General features: G+C 64.0%; 12 protein-coding genes. 6 read left to right on the forward strand and 6 right to left on the reverse strand.

Annotated features, from left to right (window positions below; all coding sequences use genetic code 11):
- Positions 1 to 28 precede the first annotated feature (28 nt).
- The 4 genes from I3J27_RS15300 to I3J27_RS15315 are packed head-to-tail and all read left to right on the forward strand — an operon-like array spanning position 29 to position 3,226.
- Positions 29 to 742 (forward strand): PIG-L deacetylase family protein, encoded by a 714-nt coding sequence (locus tag I3J27_RS15300; RefSeq protein WP_270170647.1) that lies wholly within the window; start codon positions 29 to 31, stop codon positions 740 to 742.
- Positions 739 to 1,422, forward strand: coding sequence for a 4-carboxy-4-hydroxy-2-oxoadipate aldolase/oxaloacetate decarboxylase (locus I3J27_RS15305; RefSeq protein WP_270170649.1), 684 nt, complete (start codon positions 739 to 741; stop codon positions 1,420 to 1,422). Before I3J27_RS15300 ends, I3J27_RS15305 begins: the two co-directional genes overlap by 4 nt.
- Positions 1,423 to 1,436: 14 nt before the next feature.
- Complete coding sequence (locus I3J27_RS15310; protein WP_270170651.1) at positions 1,437 to 2,306, forward strand: ABC transporter substrate-binding protein; 870 nt, start codon at positions 1,437 to 1,439, stop codon at positions 2,304 to 2,306.
- Positions 2,306 to 3,226, forward strand: coding sequence for a DUF1932 domain-containing protein (locus I3J27_RS15315; RefSeq protein WP_370691956.1), 921 nt, complete (start codon positions 2,306 to 2,308; stop codon positions 3,224 to 3,226). Before I3J27_RS15310 ends, I3J27_RS15315 begins: the two co-directional genes overlap by 1 nt.
- A 9-nt stretch (positions 3,227 to 3,235) precedes the next feature.
- Here the strand turns inward: I3J27_RS15315 and I3J27_RS15320 are convergent, their stop codons facing one another.
- From I3J27_RS15320 to I3J27_RS15330, 3 genes are all read right to left on the reverse strand, one after another.
- Complete coding sequence (locus I3J27_RS15320; protein WP_270170653.1) at positions 3,236 to 3,550, reverse strand: hypothetical protein; 315 nt, start codon at positions 3,548 to 3,550, stop codon at positions 3,236 to 3,238.
- A gap of 153 nt (positions 3,551 to 3,703) precedes the next feature.
- A complete protein-coding gene (locus I3J27_RS15325) occupies positions 3,704 to 4,909 on the reverse strand; it encodes an amidohydrolase family protein (RefSeq protein ID WP_270170655.1) in 1,206 nt (401 codons plus the stop codon).
- Between the two features lie 22 nt (positions 4,910 to 4,931).
- Positions 4,932 to 6,173 carry an amidohydrolase family protein gene (locus I3J27_RS15330; RefSeq protein ID WP_270170657.1) on the reverse strand — a complete coding sequence of 414 codons (1,242 nt, stop codon included), beginning with the start codon at positions 6,171 to 6,173 and terminating at the stop codon, positions 4,932 to 4,934.
- Between the two features lie 226 nt (positions 6,174 to 6,399).
- Here I3J27_RS15330 and I3J27_RS15335 point away from each other — a divergent pair, with 226 nt between their 5' ends.
- A complete protein-coding gene (locus tag I3J27_RS15335; RefSeq protein ID WP_270170659.1) occupies positions 6,400 to 7,308 on the forward strand; it encodes an amino acid ABC transporter substrate-binding protein in 909 nt (302 codons plus the stop codon).
- A gap of 28 nt (positions 7,309 to 7,336) precedes the next feature.
- On the opposite strand, the gene I3J27_RS15340 is transcribed toward I3J27_RS15335, so the two are convergent.
- The 3 genes from I3J27_RS15340 to I3J27_RS15350 all read right to left on the reverse strand — a co-directional run bounded on the left by I3J27_RS15340 (position 7,337) and on the right by I3J27_RS15350 (position 11,426).
- Positions 7,337 to 8,548 (reverse strand): acyl-CoA dehydrogenase family protein, encoded by a 1,212-nt coding sequence (locus I3J27_RS15340; RefSeq protein ID WP_270170661.1) that lies wholly within the window; start codon positions 8,546 to 8,548, stop codon positions 7,337 to 7,339.
- 31 nt (positions 8,549 to 8,579) lie between these two features.
- A complete protein-coding gene (locus I3J27_RS15345) occupies positions 8,580 to 9,698 on the reverse strand; it encodes a glycoside hydrolase family 172 protein (RefSeq protein WP_270170667.1) in 1,119 nt (372 codons plus the stop codon).
- Between the two features lie 102 nt (positions 9,699 to 9,800).
- The gene (locus I3J27_RS15350; RefSeq protein ID WP_270172793.1) at positions 9,801 to 11,426 is read right to left on the reverse strand and encodes a long-chain fatty acid--CoA ligase; all 1,626 of its coding nucleotides are present in this window, start codon (positions 11,424 to 11,426) and stop codon (positions 9,801 to 9,803) included.
- 164 nt (positions 11,427 to 11,590) lie between these two features.
- On the opposite strand from I3J27_RS15350, the gene I3J27_RS15355 reads away from it, so the two are divergent.
- The gene (locus I3J27_RS15355) at positions 11,591 to 13,438 is read left to right on the forward strand and encodes a flavin-containing monooxygenase (protein WP_270170670.1); all 1,848 of its coding nucleotides are present in this window, start codon (positions 11,591 to 11,593) and stop codon (positions 13,436 to 13,438) included.
- The last annotated feature ends 1 nt before the right edge of the window (position 13,439 follow it).

Consider the following 13,439-nt stretch of genomic DNA (forward strand, 5'->3'; position numbering starts at 1 on the left):
CTACGATTGAAAGAGGGGAGTTTGTCCCATGAAAACGGGTCTCGTGATCACCGCCCATCCCGGCGATTTCGTCTGGCGCGCCGGTGGTGCCATCGCGCTGCATGCGAAGAAGGGCTATCGCATGAAGATCGTCTGCATGTCCTTTGGCGAGCGCGGCGAGAGCCAGTTCGCCTGGAAGGAGAAGGGCGCGACGCTGGAATCGGTCAAGGCCGGCCGCAAGGACGAGGCGGAGCGGGCGGCAAAGCTGCTCGGCGCCGAGATCGAGTTCTTCGACTGCGGCGATTATCCGCTGAAGCTGACCGAGGCGCATTTCGACCGCATGGTCGATATCTACCGCGAGTTCAACCCGAGCTTCGTGCTGACGCACGCGCTGGAAGATCCCTATAATTTCGACCATCCGAACGCGGCGCATTTCGCCCAGGAGACCCGCGTGGTGGCGCAGGCGATGGGCCACAAGCCCGGCGCGCAGTACAAATACTCGGCGCCGCCGGTGTTCCTGTTCGAACCGCACCAGCCCGAGCAGTGCAATTACAAGCCGGACCTGCTGCTCAAGATCGACGAGGTCTGGAAGGAGAAGTACGAGGCGTTCCAGATCCTCGCGGCGCAGAAGCATCTTTGGGGCTATTACGAGCGCGTCGCGCTCAACCGCGGCATCCAGGGCAGCCGCAACACCGGCGTGCCCATGACCTATGGCGAGGCCTATCAGCGGTTGTTCCCGACCGTTGCGGAGGAGTTGGCATGAAGCCGGTCGTCGTTCGCAACATTGAGCGAGCCGATCCCGCGGGGATGGCGGAATACGGCGTCTCGACGGTGCACGAGGCCTATGGCCGTCTGGGCCTGATGAAGCCTTATCTGCGGCCGGTCTGGGCCGGTGCGTCGATTGCCGGTCCCGCGGTGACCGTGCTGGCGCAGCCCGGCGACAATTGGATGATCCATGTCGCGGTCGAACATTGCAGGAAGGGCGACATCCTCGTCGTCGGCTGCACCACCGACAACACCGACGGCATGTTCGGCGAGCTGCTCGCGACCTCGCTTCAGGCCCGCGGCGTGCAGGGGCTGATCATCGATGCCGGCTGCCGCGACGTGAAAGCGCTGCATGAGATGAATTTTCCGGTGTGGTCGCGCGCGGTCTCGGCCAAGGGCACGGTCAAGGCCACGCTCGGCTCGGTCAACATCCCCGTGGTCTGCGCTGGCGTCAACGTCGATCCCGGCGACATCATCGTCGCCGACGACGACGGCGTCGTCGTGGTGCCGAAGCGTTACGCGGCCGAGGTGGCCCAGAAGGCGAAGAAGCGCAACGCCGACGAGGGCGGCAAGCGCAAGCGGCTCGCCTCGGGCGAGCTCGGCCTCGACATGTACAGCATGCGCGAGGCGCTGGCGAAAGCCGGGCTCGTCTACGTCGACCATCCCGAGGACGTCTGAAGCGGAGCGGGCGGATGGATCGTCTCAAGCTGAAGGCCGTGCTCGGCAGTCACCCCCACGTCCAGGCGGTGAAGAGCGGCGCGCTGCGCTCCGACCTTTTCGATCTCGACTTCATCGAATACACGCCGACCAACACCGCGTTCAAGCCGATGGTGCGCGAGCAGGCGTTCGACGTCTGCGAGATGGCAATCGTCACCTACCTGATGGCCAAAGCGCACGGCAAGCCGCTGGTGCTGCTGCCGGCGACCATGATGGGGCGCTTCCAGCATTCCTATGCGCTCTACAATCCGGCGCGGGGAACGCTCGGGCCGGGTGACCTGGAGGGCAAGCGCGTCGGCATCCGTTCCTTCACGACGACGACGGGCGCCTGGATCAGGGGCATTTTGGCCAACGACTACGGCGTCGATCTCGACAAGATCAAATGGGTGACGTTCGAAGACCCGCACGTCGCCGAATATGTCGACAGCACCGAGCGCGCGCCAAAGGACAAGAAGGTCTTGCAGATGCTGCTCGACGGCGAGCTCGACGCCGTCCTCGGCGAGACCTCTGATAATCCCAAGTTGAAGCCGCTCTTCCCCGATCCCGTTGCGGAAGCCGCCAAATGGTACGCGCGGCGCGGCGTCGTGCCGGTCAACCATCTCGTGGTCGTGACTGAGCAGCTTGCGAAATCGCGCCCCGACGTGGTTGCTGGCGTCTATGATCTGCTCAAGCGGAACAAGCAGCAGATGGGTGCTGCGGCGACGCCGGACTTCGTCCCGTTCGGGATCGAGGCAAACCGAAAGCCTTTGGAGCTGATCGTCGACTACGCATTCCAGCAGGCGCTGATTCCGCGCCGCTATGCGGTCGAGGAACTGTTCGACGAGACCACACGAGGACTCAACTGATGGTGGATCCGAAGCGATGGCAGATCGGGCTGGTCGGCTATGGTGAGGTCGGCAGGATCCTGGCCGAGGATCTGCGCCAGCAGGACATCAAGGTCTCAGCCTTCGACATCAAGCTCGGAGGCGATCAGGCCGCTGCGCTGAAGGAGCATGCGGCGACGTTCGGTGTTGCGCTTGCCGCCTCTCATGCCGAGCTGACCGCGAAATCGGATTTCATCATCTCTGCGGTCACGGCGAGCCAGGCTGTGCCTGTGGCAGAGGCCAGCGCAGCCGCGATCAACCAGGGCACCTGGTTTCTCGATTTCAATTCGGCGTCGCCCGGCGCCAAGCAGCGTGCCGCCGCGCTGATCGACGGCGCCGCCGGGCGCTATATCGAGGGCGCCGTAATGACCTCGGTGCCGCCGTATCGGATCAAGGTGCCGCTGCTGCTCGGCGGTCCCGGCGCCAGGGAACTCGAGCCACTCCTGAACGCGATCGGCTTTGCGGCCAAGGTTGCGAGCGACAAGCTCGGCGTGTCGTCGGCTGTAAAAATGTGTCGCAGCATCATGATCAAGGGCCTCGAGGCCATGGTCATCGAGAGCTTCACCACCGCGCGCGCCTACGGCGTCGAGGACGCGGTGCTGGCCTCGCTTGCGGAAACCTTTCCCGCGATCAATTGGGAGAAGCAGGGCGCCTATTTCTTCCAGCGCGTGATCGAGCACGGCCGCCGCCGTGCCGAGGAGGTGCGCGAGGTCGCCGAGACCGTGCGCGAGGCTGGGCTGACGCCATGGTCGGCGCAGGGCACCGCCGAGCGGCAGGCGTGGGTCGCCGATCTCGCCGATGAAGGCCTGTTCGGTACGAAAGGAACGAAGGAGTTCGCCCGCAGCGCCGACTGGCGCACCGAGGCCGACCGCATCCTGGCGAAGATCAAGCGCGCGACATAGCGCGCGGCCTCAGATCAGGACCGTGCCGCGATAGTTCAAGACTTCGTCGCGGGCCTGCTCGATCAGGTCGATCAAAGCCCTGGATTTGCGAACGAGTTGTTCCGTGGCCGGTTGCGCGCGAAATTCGACGAGCACCGCCCGGACGCATTTGGCGGCGGCGTCGAGGGTCCAGAGCGCACGGGTCATGTCGCCCTGCGTCTGGATCGCCGATAGATCCAGATCCGACAGGACATGGCCGATGCCGTCGAGCCGCTTGGCGGCAGCGTCAGCGGGAGTCTGGGTGCGAATGGAATGATAGTCGATGCTGCTGAATGCGCCGAACATGTCCAAACTCCCCATTGAACGCAAACCTCAGTGCAGGGCCTAATTATGATCCGCTGGATCGACTCGCAACGCGTTGAGCTACGGTCCGGGATTCTACCGGACTCGGACGGGGCTTGCGCTCGCCGGTAAAATCGAACGGAGGCGGCCCGACAGCTAGCCGCGTTTCCCGATAATCTTACCGCTGGAGGCGACGAGCCTGCCTTCCTTGTAGACCGAACGCGCCTGCGGCACCGCGACGACGGCCTCGGGAACATGTTCCGCGTGCAGCGTCACGAAATCGGCCTTGGCACCGACGTGCAAGCCGTAGCCTTCGAGCCGCAGCGCCCTGGCGCCGGCTTCGGTGACGACATCGAACGCGACGCGCAATTCTTCGTCGAGGTTGAAGCCCGAGCGATAGCCGAGCGTCGTCGCCCTGCGCAGCATGTCGCCGTCGCCATAGGGCCACCAGGAGTCGCGGATGTTGTCGTTGCCACTGAAGACGGTGACGCCGGCGTTGCGCAGGGCGAGGATGGGCGGAAAGGGCCGGGCACCCGGCGCGTTGGTCATGATCGCGACGCCGGAGCGGGCGAGGATGTCGGCGATCTTCTTGAGCTGATCCATGGAGATATCGCCGAGCCCGTAAGCATGACTGACGGCAACGCGGCCCTCCATGCCGAGCGCGTGCGTGCGCGCTGCGATCTGCTCGATCTCGAATGCGCCCAGCGTGCCCATGTCGTGCAGATGGATGTCGACATCGACGCCGTGTTTTCCGGCCACACCGAACACGACGTCGAGATGCTTCTCGACGTCGCGATCGAAGCTTGCGGGATCGAGCCCGCCGACGAGGTCGGCACCGATCCCGACGGCCTCGTCCAGCAATTGCGGCGTGCCCGGGCTCATCAGGATGCCGCTCTGAGGGAAGGCGACGAGCTGGATGTCGATCAGGCCCTTGTACTCCTCGCGCACGCGCAAAATCGTCTCGAGCGATTTCAGGCCGACCGAGCCGTCGACCATGACGTGGCTGCGCATCTGCGTGGTGCCGTTGGCGATGCAGAGATCGAGCTGATGGCGCGCGCGCACATCCATCGGCGCGGCCTCGGCCATGTTCTGGGCCTGGAAGGCGACACGTTCATGGACGTCGAATCCGTCGGTGCATGGCTTGTGCGGCCGCCAGGCGTCGCCATAGAAGCTGGTGTCGAGATGGATGTGGCCTTCGACGAAGCCGGGAACGACGAGGGCGTTGCCGAGGTCGATGGCCTCGTTTGCAGCGGGCTTCTCATCGACGGAGGTGATCGCGGCGATGTGGCCATCCTTGACCGCGATGTGATGCCGGGCGCCGCCGTCGAAGCGCGCGTTGAGGAAGATCGTATCGAAGGTCATTTTGGTTCCTCCGTTGCTGGATTTAGCGCCTTGGGCGGAATAGTTCGGGCCGTTGCCGCGCAAACGTCTGCTGTCCCGCCTTGAAGCCCATCACGATGTCGGGCAGCTCCGCGATGGCAAAACGGCTGTCTTGGGTGTCGAGCACGATGAGATCGGCGGGATTGCCGACCTCGATGCCGTAATCACCGAGGTTCATCAGCCGCGCCGGCAATTCGGTGACAAGATCGAGACAGGTATCGAAATCACTGACTGAGGCGTGAGCGACGTTGGCATAGAAATTTGCCATCCGCAGCAACGAGGCGTCGCCGAATGGCGTGAAGGGATTGAGCACGTTGTTGGTCGCGATCGAGCACAGCACGCCGTCGCCCGCGAGCTTGTGCGCGAGCGTCAGTCCGCGCGGTGCATTGTGGGTGGCTTCGCGCCCCATGAGGTAGAGGTCGGTCGCGGGCAGCACGGTGACGGCAACGCCTGATGTCGCCAATTGCGCGGCGGCGGCCTTCATTCGCTCCGGCGGCAATGCCGAGAGTTTTGTGGCATGGCCGATTGCCACGCGCCCCTGATAATTGCGCCGCTCGGTCTGCCGGCAGACCTCGTCGAGATGCCACCAGGAGGGATCGAGATCGAAATCGAGATGGAGATCGACGTCGACGTCGAACGCCTCGGCGAGGTCGAAGATGCGTTCGAGATGGGCGTTCGGGTTGGTGTCCGTATAGGGACAGCCGCCGATCACCTCGCCGCCGTCGCGCAGCGCCTGGATCAGCAATTCCTCAGCTCCGGGGTCGTTTGTCAGGCCCTCCTGCGGAAATACGCAGAGCGACAGGTCGATCGCCCAGGCATAGTCGCGCTTCAGCGCCTTGACCGCCTCGAAGCCGCGCAAGCCGATGCGCGGGTCGATCTCCACATGCGTGCGCATGCGCGTCGTGCCGTGCAGGATGGCGCGTTCAAGCACCCGGGCGCTGCGCGCGTAGACGTCGTCCACGCCAAAGTCGCGCTTCATCGCCGACACGGCCCGGATGGCATCGCCCAGCGTGCCGTGGATGTGCCCGCAGCGCTCAAGCAGGCAGGCCTTGTCGAGATGGACGTGGGTGTCGACGAAGCCGGGCAGGGCCAGCCGTCCCCCGACATCGACCTCGACGGCCTCGCAGGCGAGCCTGGGTTCGATCGCTGCGATACGTCCGCTCTTCACGCCGATATCGACTGATGTTGCGGATGATCGCAGCAGGGCGTTACGGAAGATCAGGTCGAAGGCTGTCTGGGTGGTCATGGCAGGGAATCTGGCTGGAGGACTTATAGCAGTCTGCGAGGTTGCGAGTGTGGAGCAATGTAGCGGGAGATATGATCAAAATATATGCGGTCCTCCGACCCCCGGGCGCATATCGAAAGCCGTGATAGCTGATAGACGCAGGCTGGTCTGGCGGCTGGCGTACGCCTGGGCTATCAACCGTCCGATTGCGCCCGGCATGGAGGCGCAGCCCCCTGAGGAGCTCCCGATGCGTCTTCCCACCGTTCTCCTGGCCCTGACATGTCTTGCCGGCGCCGCCTCAGCCGAGGACCTCTCGGGCACGCTCCAGAAGGTGAAGGAGACCAGAAAGATCACGCTGGGCTATCAGGAGGCCTCGGTCCCCTTCAGCTATCTCGACGGCAACCAGAAGCCGGTCGGCTTCGCCATGGACATCTGCCTCAGGATCGTGGACGCCGTGAAGAAGCAGCTCGGCATGCCCGACATCGCCGTCGACACGCTCGCCGTGACCTCGTCGAACCGGATTCCGCTGATGGTCAACGGCACGCTCGACCTGCATTGCTCGGCGACCACCAACAACGCCGACCGCCAGAAGCAGGTCTCCTTCACCAACACGCACTTCCTCAGCGCGACGCGGTTCGCCGCCAGGAAGGCCGCGAAGATCAACACCATCGACGATCTCAAGGGCAAGGCCGTGACGGCGGTGGCCGGATCGGTCAACCTGACCCAGCTCGCCAAGGTCAACACCGAGCGCAATCTCGGCATCAACATCATGCCGGCCAAGGACCAGGCCGAGGCCTTCCTGCTGCTGGAGACCGACCGCGCCCAAGCCTACGCGCTGGACGACGTCCAGCTCGCGGTCGCGATCGCCCGCTCGAAAGAGCCGCAGCTCTTCATGATCAGCGAAGAGACGTTCTCGAAGCCGGAGCCTTACGGGATCATGCTGCGCCGGGAGGACGCGCCTTTCAAGGCGCTGGCCGATCGCGCGACGGCGGAGCTGTACGCGAGCCCGGAGATCGAAGTGCTCTACAGGAAGTGGCTGGAATCGCCGACGCCGCCCAACGGCCTCAACTACAACGTCCCGATGTCGCCGGCCCTGCGCAACGCCTTCAAGAAGCCGAGCTCGAGCGCAGATCCGGATGTGTACGTGGTGAACTGATTGGGCCACAACTCGGCGAGCATCGCTTCTACGCGTTCGAATATTTCTTCAGCTCGAACCGCGCGATCTGGTTTCGGTGCACCTCGTCCGGCCCGTCGGCGAGCCGCAGCAGCCGAGCGGTCGCGTAGGCCTGCGTTAAACCGAAATCGTTCGACGTGCCGCCGCCGCCATGGGCCTGGATTGCCCAGTCGATGATCTGGCAGGCCATATTGGGCACGGCGACCTTGATCATCGCGATCTCGGCTTTCGCCACCTTGTTGCCGACCGTGTCCATCGCGTAGGCGGCGTTGAGCGTCAGCAGCCGGGCCTGCTCGATCATGATGCGGGCTTCGGCGATGCGCTCCTGCGTCACCGTCTGCTCCGAAACCGGCTTGCCGAAGGCGACGCGGCTGCGCACGCGGCGACACATCTTTTCCAGCGTGCGTTCGGAGAGCCCGATCAGCCGCATGCAGTGATGGATGCGGCCGGGGCCAAGACGTCCCTGCGCGATCTCGAAGCCACGGCCCTCGCCGAGCAGCATGTTTTCCTCCGGCACGCGAACGTTGGTGAAGATCACCTCGGAGGCTCTGTCAGGCACGCCGTAGAAACCGAACACGGGGAGGGGGCGCTTGACCTCGATACCCGGCGTGTCCATCGGCACCAGGATCATCGACTGCTGCTTGTGCCGGTCGGCATTGTCAAGATCGGTCTTGCCCATGAAGATACAGATCTTGCAGCGCGGATCGGTCGCATTGGTCGTGTACCATTTGCGGCCGTTGATCACGTAATGGTCGCCGTCGCGCATGATCGAGCTTTCGATGTTGGTTGCGTCGGACGAGGCCACCGCCGGCTCGGTCATGGCGAAGCAGGAGCGGATTTCGCCTGCGAGCAGCGGCTTCAACCAGCGTTCCTTGTCTTTCTCCGTGCCGTAGCGTTCCAGCACCTCCATGTTGCCGGTGTCGGGCGCCGAGCAGTTGAAAACTTCGGGCGCGAGATGCGAGCGGCCCATGACCTCGCAGAGCGGGGCGTATTCGAGATTGGTCAGGCCGGCGCCGTGGCTCGACTCCGGCAGGAACAGATTCCAGAGGCCTTCGGCGCGCGCCGGCGGTTTCAGCTCCTCGACGACGGGATAGACTTTCCACGGCCCGAGCTCCTCCGCCTCGCGATAGAATCGCTCCTCATTCGGATAGATCTGCCGGTCCATGAAACTCTCGAGCTTGCGCTTGAGCTCGGCGACCTTGGGCGACATTGGATAGAGCATCTTTGATCTCCTTGCGCGATCGGCGGCAGGATCAGCCGATCTCGAGATAATCCGGGCCGGGCAGTTTCGGGAACGGCGCGGTCGGCAGCGTCTGGTACCAGAACGCCACCGAGGCGATGTCGTCCTGCAGCGGAAGATATTTTGCTTCCTTGACGCCGGGCAGCCATCCCAGCGCCTGGATCGTCACGCGCAGGTCGGAGCGGAAGCGCACGGGGTCGGGGATGTGCCAGCGGTACATGCCAAAACGCTGCTGCGACTTGTAGACGCCGTCGGGGCGGATCACCTGGGGCAGGCCGGCATAGGGCGTGGTGAATTCCTGATAGCGCGATTGGCGTTCCGGGCCCTGGCCGGAATGGGCGACATGGGGATCGAAATTATAGGCGCCGCAGAAATAGTCCTCGGTGCCGGTGCCGCAGATGGTCGGGAATGCACCGTCGCCGTCGATGAAGAACTTGATCTCGCCTTCGCCCCACCAGCCATTGTTGTTGACGCCCCAGGCCATGTAGGTGCCGACATAATGGCCAGCGCCGCTGATGCCGTCGAGGATGGTATAGACCTCCTTGTAGGGCAGCGGGTTGGTGCGCCGGAATTGGGCGTGGAAATAGGCGCAGTCCTCGGGCACTTCGGTGAGCGTGTAGTTGATCTGGTAGTAGACGGTGAGCTGCTCCTCGCTGCGATTCTCCAGCGTGAAGCGCGCACGCTTGCGGAACGGCATCTCCCAATAGCAATTGAAGGCGCGACCGGGATTGACGCAGACCGCGAGCGAGGACACCTGTGCAAACTCCTCCCACCCGCAGGCGAAGAAATCGCCGGCCGGGCATTCCACGCTCGGCAGCGTCTGGTCGTCCCAGTAAACGCGAAGGATGGAATGACGGAGACGTCCGCGTGCCAGCGTCATCCAGATCTGCTGGATCGCGCCCTGGCCTTCGATGTCGGCGAGCGTGAATGTCGCGCCGGGCTCGATGACGACGTAAGGAGAGACTTTCCAGCCCTGGCCGAGATCGCGGGCCTGGCGTGCGGCGGGGCCGTCGACGGACATGCCGCCCTTGCCCTTTTCGCCCGAAAAGTTCTCGGGGCTGATCGAGCGCGTCTGCGCATTCGACAGGCGCGAGAGATTGCCGAGATGCAGGCCCAATCCGGAAAACGCCATGGAGTCCTCGATAGGGGATTAGCGATGTCCCGGTATATCGCTCCCGAATTGACCAAAAGATGAAGACCGCGCATGGAATTGTCCGAACGCGGTCGAGTGTCGTCACGCCACGCGATACTCCCTGAATTTCTCGCGCAACGCCGACTTCAGCACCTTGCCTGTGCCGGTCATCGGAAACTCGTCCAGGAATTCGACCGCGTCGGGCATCCACCAGCTCGCGATCTTCGGACGCATGTGCTCGAGCAGGGCCTTGCCGTCCACGGTCGCGCCCTTCTTGCGCACGACGAGGAGCAAGGGGCGCTCCTGCCATTTCTCGTGGTTGATCGCGACCACCGCGGCCTGAAGCACATCGGGATGTGACAGGGCGACATCCTCGAGCTGGATCGAGGAGATCCATTCGCCGCCGGACTTGATGACGTCCTTGGAGCGGTCGGTCAGCGTGACGTGGCCTTGGCCGTCGATCACCGCCATGTCGCCGGTGATCAGCCAGCCGTCACGGTCGAGGCCTTCATCTAACTTCATGTAGCCGGAGGCGACCCACGGGCCTCGCGCGCGCAGATGACCGACGGTCTTGCCGTCGCGTGGCAGCTCATTGCCGGCGTCATCGACGATGCGCAAGGCGGTGCCGAAGCAGGCGCGGCCCGATACCTGGCGGCGGTCGAATTTTTCCTTGTCGCCGAGATGCTCGGAGCCAGGCCGCAGGCTCGGCATCGAGCAGCCCAAGGCCTCGGTCATGCCCCAGGCCTGGATGTAGTCAACGCCATAGTCGCGCTTGAGCTTCTCGACCATCGCGCGCGGCGGCGCCGAGCCCGATGAGAGCGTTGCGCGCAGCGTGGAGAATTTGTTGCCGGTGCGCCCGAGCCAGTCCAGCAGGATCAGCCAGAAGCTCGGCACGCCGGCCGAGAGCGCCACCTTCTCGCCTTCGAGCAGCTCATAGAGCTTGTCGGGCTCGTAGTTGCGGCCTGGCAGCACCAGTTTTGAGCCGGTATAGGGCGCGGTGAACGGCATGTTCCAGCCGTTGCCGTGGAACAGCGGCGCCATCGGCATCATCACCTCGCGCACGCCTTCGACATGTCCTGGCAGGAAGTCGAAATTGCAGCAGGTCATGGTTTGCAAGATCGCGGCGCGGTGGGAATAGATCACGCCCTTGGGATTGCCGGTCGTGCCCGAAGTGTAGCAGATGGTGGACGCCGATTTTTCGTCGAACTCCGGCCAGGCGAAGCCGGCGTCGTTCTCCTTCTCGAGAAGCTCCTCGTAGCAATGCACGTTGGCAAGCCTCGTCTCCGGCATCCGCTCGCGCGACGACATCACGACGAAGGCCTCGATCGTCTTGAGCTGCGCCGCGATCGCCTCGACCAACGGCAGCGTGGCGCGGTCGATGAACAGCAGCCGGTCCTCGGCGTGGTTGATGATGTAGACGAGCTGCTCCGGAAACAGCCGCGGGTTGATGGTGTGCAGCACGTAGCCCATGCCCGGCGCGGCATAGAACATTTCGAAATGGCGGTGCGTATTCCAGGCCAGCGTGCCGACGCGGTCGCCTTGCGTCATGCCGAGCCGCTTCAAGGCGAGTGCCATGCGCTTGATGCGCGGATGGGCGTCCGCATAGGTGTAGCGGTGGATGTCGCCCTCGATCTCGCGTGCAACGACCTCGGCTTCGCCGTGATAGTCGGCGGCATACTGGATCAGGCCGCTGATCAGGAGCGGCATATCCATCATCAATCCCTGCATGGTCTCCTCCGGATTGCCACGTCGTTGCATGGCGTAGGCTTGTGATTTGCAGGCACGGTAGCGGAACGTCCCGCGACGTTCACGCAAAAAAGAATGGGCGCGATTGCATGCGTCACTTTTTCGGGGCTAACTGATCCGAAGCAGCGTTCGCGTGGAGGACATGGATGTCAGCGGAAAGACACAAGACCGGTACAGCCGGCGACTCTACGATGGACATTGCCTCGCTCCGTTCGCGTTATCGCGACGAGCGTGACCGCCGCCTGCGCACCGAGGGCAAGGCGCAATATGTGGAGGTGACAGGCGGTTTCAGTCGCTACCTCGACGATCCCTGGGCCGATCCCGGATTTGCGCGCACAGCCGTCAGCGAACAGACCGAGGTGCTCATCGTCGGCGGCGGCTTCGGCGGCCTTTTGTGCGGGGCGCGTCTGCGCGAGGCCGACATCGATGATTTTCGCATCGTGGAAAAGGCCGCCGATTTCGGTGGTACCTGGTATTGGAATCGCTACCCTGGTGCGGCCTGCGATACCGAGAGCTACATCTATCTGCCGCTGCTGGAAGAGACCGGTTACATGCCGGTGCGCAAATATGCGCGGGCGCCGGAGATCTACGAGCACTCCCGCCGCATCGGCCGCCACTTCGGCCTCTACGAGCGGGCACTGTTTCAGACTGTCATCGCGCGGATGGAATGGCAGGAAGGCGAAGCATGCTGGCTGGTCGAGACCGATCGCGGCGATCGCATCCGCGCTCGCTTCGTCATTCTCGCCGGTGGACCGCTGAGCCGTCCGAAGCTGCCGGGCATTCCCGGCATTGAGACCTTCAAGGGCCACAGCTTCCACACCAGCCGGTGGGATTACGGCTACACCGGCGGCTCCGCCGAGGGCGGGCTCACCGGTCTCTCAGACAAGCGCGTCGGCATCATCGGCACCGGCGCGACCGCTGTGCAATGCGTGCCGCATCTCGGCCGTTCGGCGAAGGAGCTCTACGTCTTCCAGCGCACGCCGTCGGCGATCGGCGTGCGCGACGACCGGCCGACGGATCAGGACTGGGCAACGAGCCTTAAGCCGGGCTGGCAGCGCGAGCGCATGGATAATTTCACCGCGGTGATTTCAGGCGAGCCGATCGAGCAGGATCTGGTGCAGGACGGCTGGACCGGCCTGCTCGGCGAGATCCTGCTGGCGCCACGCCGGCAGCCACAGCCGGTGACCTCGATGGAGGAGGCGCTGAAGGTCATCGAGCAGGCCGACTACCGCAAGATGGAGGAGATCCGCGCGCGCGTCGATGCCATCGTCAAGGACGAGGCGGCCGCGGCGGCGCTAAAACCCTGGTACAAGGCGTTCTGCAAGCGGCCGTGCTTCCACGACGAATATCTCGACACCTTCAATCGCCCCAACGTGCATCTCGTCGACACCAGGGGGCAGGGCGTCGAGCGCATCACGGAGAATGCCGTCGTGGCGGGCGGCAAGGCCTATGAGCTCGACTGCCTGATCTATGCCAGCGGCTTCGAGGTCGGCACCGATTACGCGCGCCGCATGGGCTTTGAGATCTACGGCCGTGACGGCATCAGCCTGTCCGAGCGCTGGCGTGACGGCGTCAAGACGCTGCATGGCTTCTACAGTCGCGGTTTTCCGAACTGTTTCCTGATCGTCACCGTGCAGGCGGGCCAGAGTGCCAACTTCCCGCACATCATCGACGAGCAGTCGCAGCACATCGCCTATGTCATCGCCGAGGCGCGCAAGCGCAAGGCGCGGACGCTGGAGCCGACGCTGGCCGCCGAGAACGCCTGGGTCGACGAGGTCGTGAAAGCCGCGCTTGGCCGGCAGACTTATCTCGCCGAATGCACGCCCGGCTATTACAACAATGAAGGCGTGCTCGATCCTATCGCAGCGAGAAACAGCCAATATTGGCGCGGACCGGTGGCGTTCCTGCGGCTGCTCGAAAAGTGGCGCAAGGAGGGCAATCTGGACGGACTGGAATTGACCCGGGGAACAGCTGAAGAGGCGGTTTCGGCTTGAA

This window comes from Bradyrhizobium xenonodulans, assembly GCF_027594865.1.
GTDB lineage: Bacteria > Pseudomonadota > Alphaproteobacteria > Rhizobiales > Xanthobacteraceae > Bradyrhizobium > Bradyrhizobium xenonodulans.

Coding starts and splice junctions, on each gene's coding strand:
- I3J27_RS15300 (WP_270170647.1), top strand. CDS start 29: ATGAAAACGGGTCTCGTGATCACCGCCCATCCCGGCGATTTCGTCTGG.
- I3J27_RS15305 (WP_270170649.1), top strand. CDS start 739: ATGAAGCCGGTCGTCGTTCGCAACATTGAGCGAGCCGATCCCGCGGGG.
- I3J27_RS15310 (WP_270170651.1), top strand. CDS start 1,437: ATGGATCGTCTCAAGCTGAAGGCCGTGCTCGGCAGTCACCCCCACGTC.
- I3J27_RS15315 (WP_370691956.1), top strand. CDS start 2,306: ATGGTGGATCCGAAGCGATGGCAGATCGGGCTGGTCGGCTATGGTGAG.
- I3J27_RS15320 (WP_270170653.1), bottom strand. CDS start 3,550: ATGTTCGGCGCATTCAGCAGCATCGACTATCATTCCATTCGCACCCAG.
- I3J27_RS15325 (WP_270170655.1), bottom strand. CDS start 4,909: ATGACCTTCGATACGATCTTCCTCAACGCGCGCTTCGACGGCGGCGCC.
- I3J27_RS15330 (WP_270170657.1), bottom strand. CDS start 6,173: ATGACCACCCAGACAGCCTTCGACCTGATCTTCCGTAACGCCCTGCTG.
- I3J27_RS15335 (WP_270170659.1), top strand. CDS start 6,400: ATGCGTCTTCCCACCGTTCTCCTGGCCCTGACATGTCTTGCCGGCGCC.
- I3J27_RS15340 (WP_270170661.1), bottom strand. CDS start 8,548: ATGCTCTATCCAATGTCGCCCAAGGTCGCCGAGCTCAAGCGCAAGCTC.
- I3J27_RS15345 (WP_270170667.1), bottom strand. CDS start 9,698: ATGGCGTTTTCCGGATTGGGCCTGCATCTCGGCAATCTCTCGCGCCTG.
- I3J27_RS15350 (WP_270172793.1), bottom strand. CDS start 11,426: ATGCAGGGATTGATGATGGATATGCCGCTCCTGATCAGCGGCCTGATC.
- I3J27_RS15355 (WP_270170670.1), top strand. CDS start 11,591: ATGTCAGCGGAAAGACACAAGACCGGTACAGCCGGCGACTCTACGATG.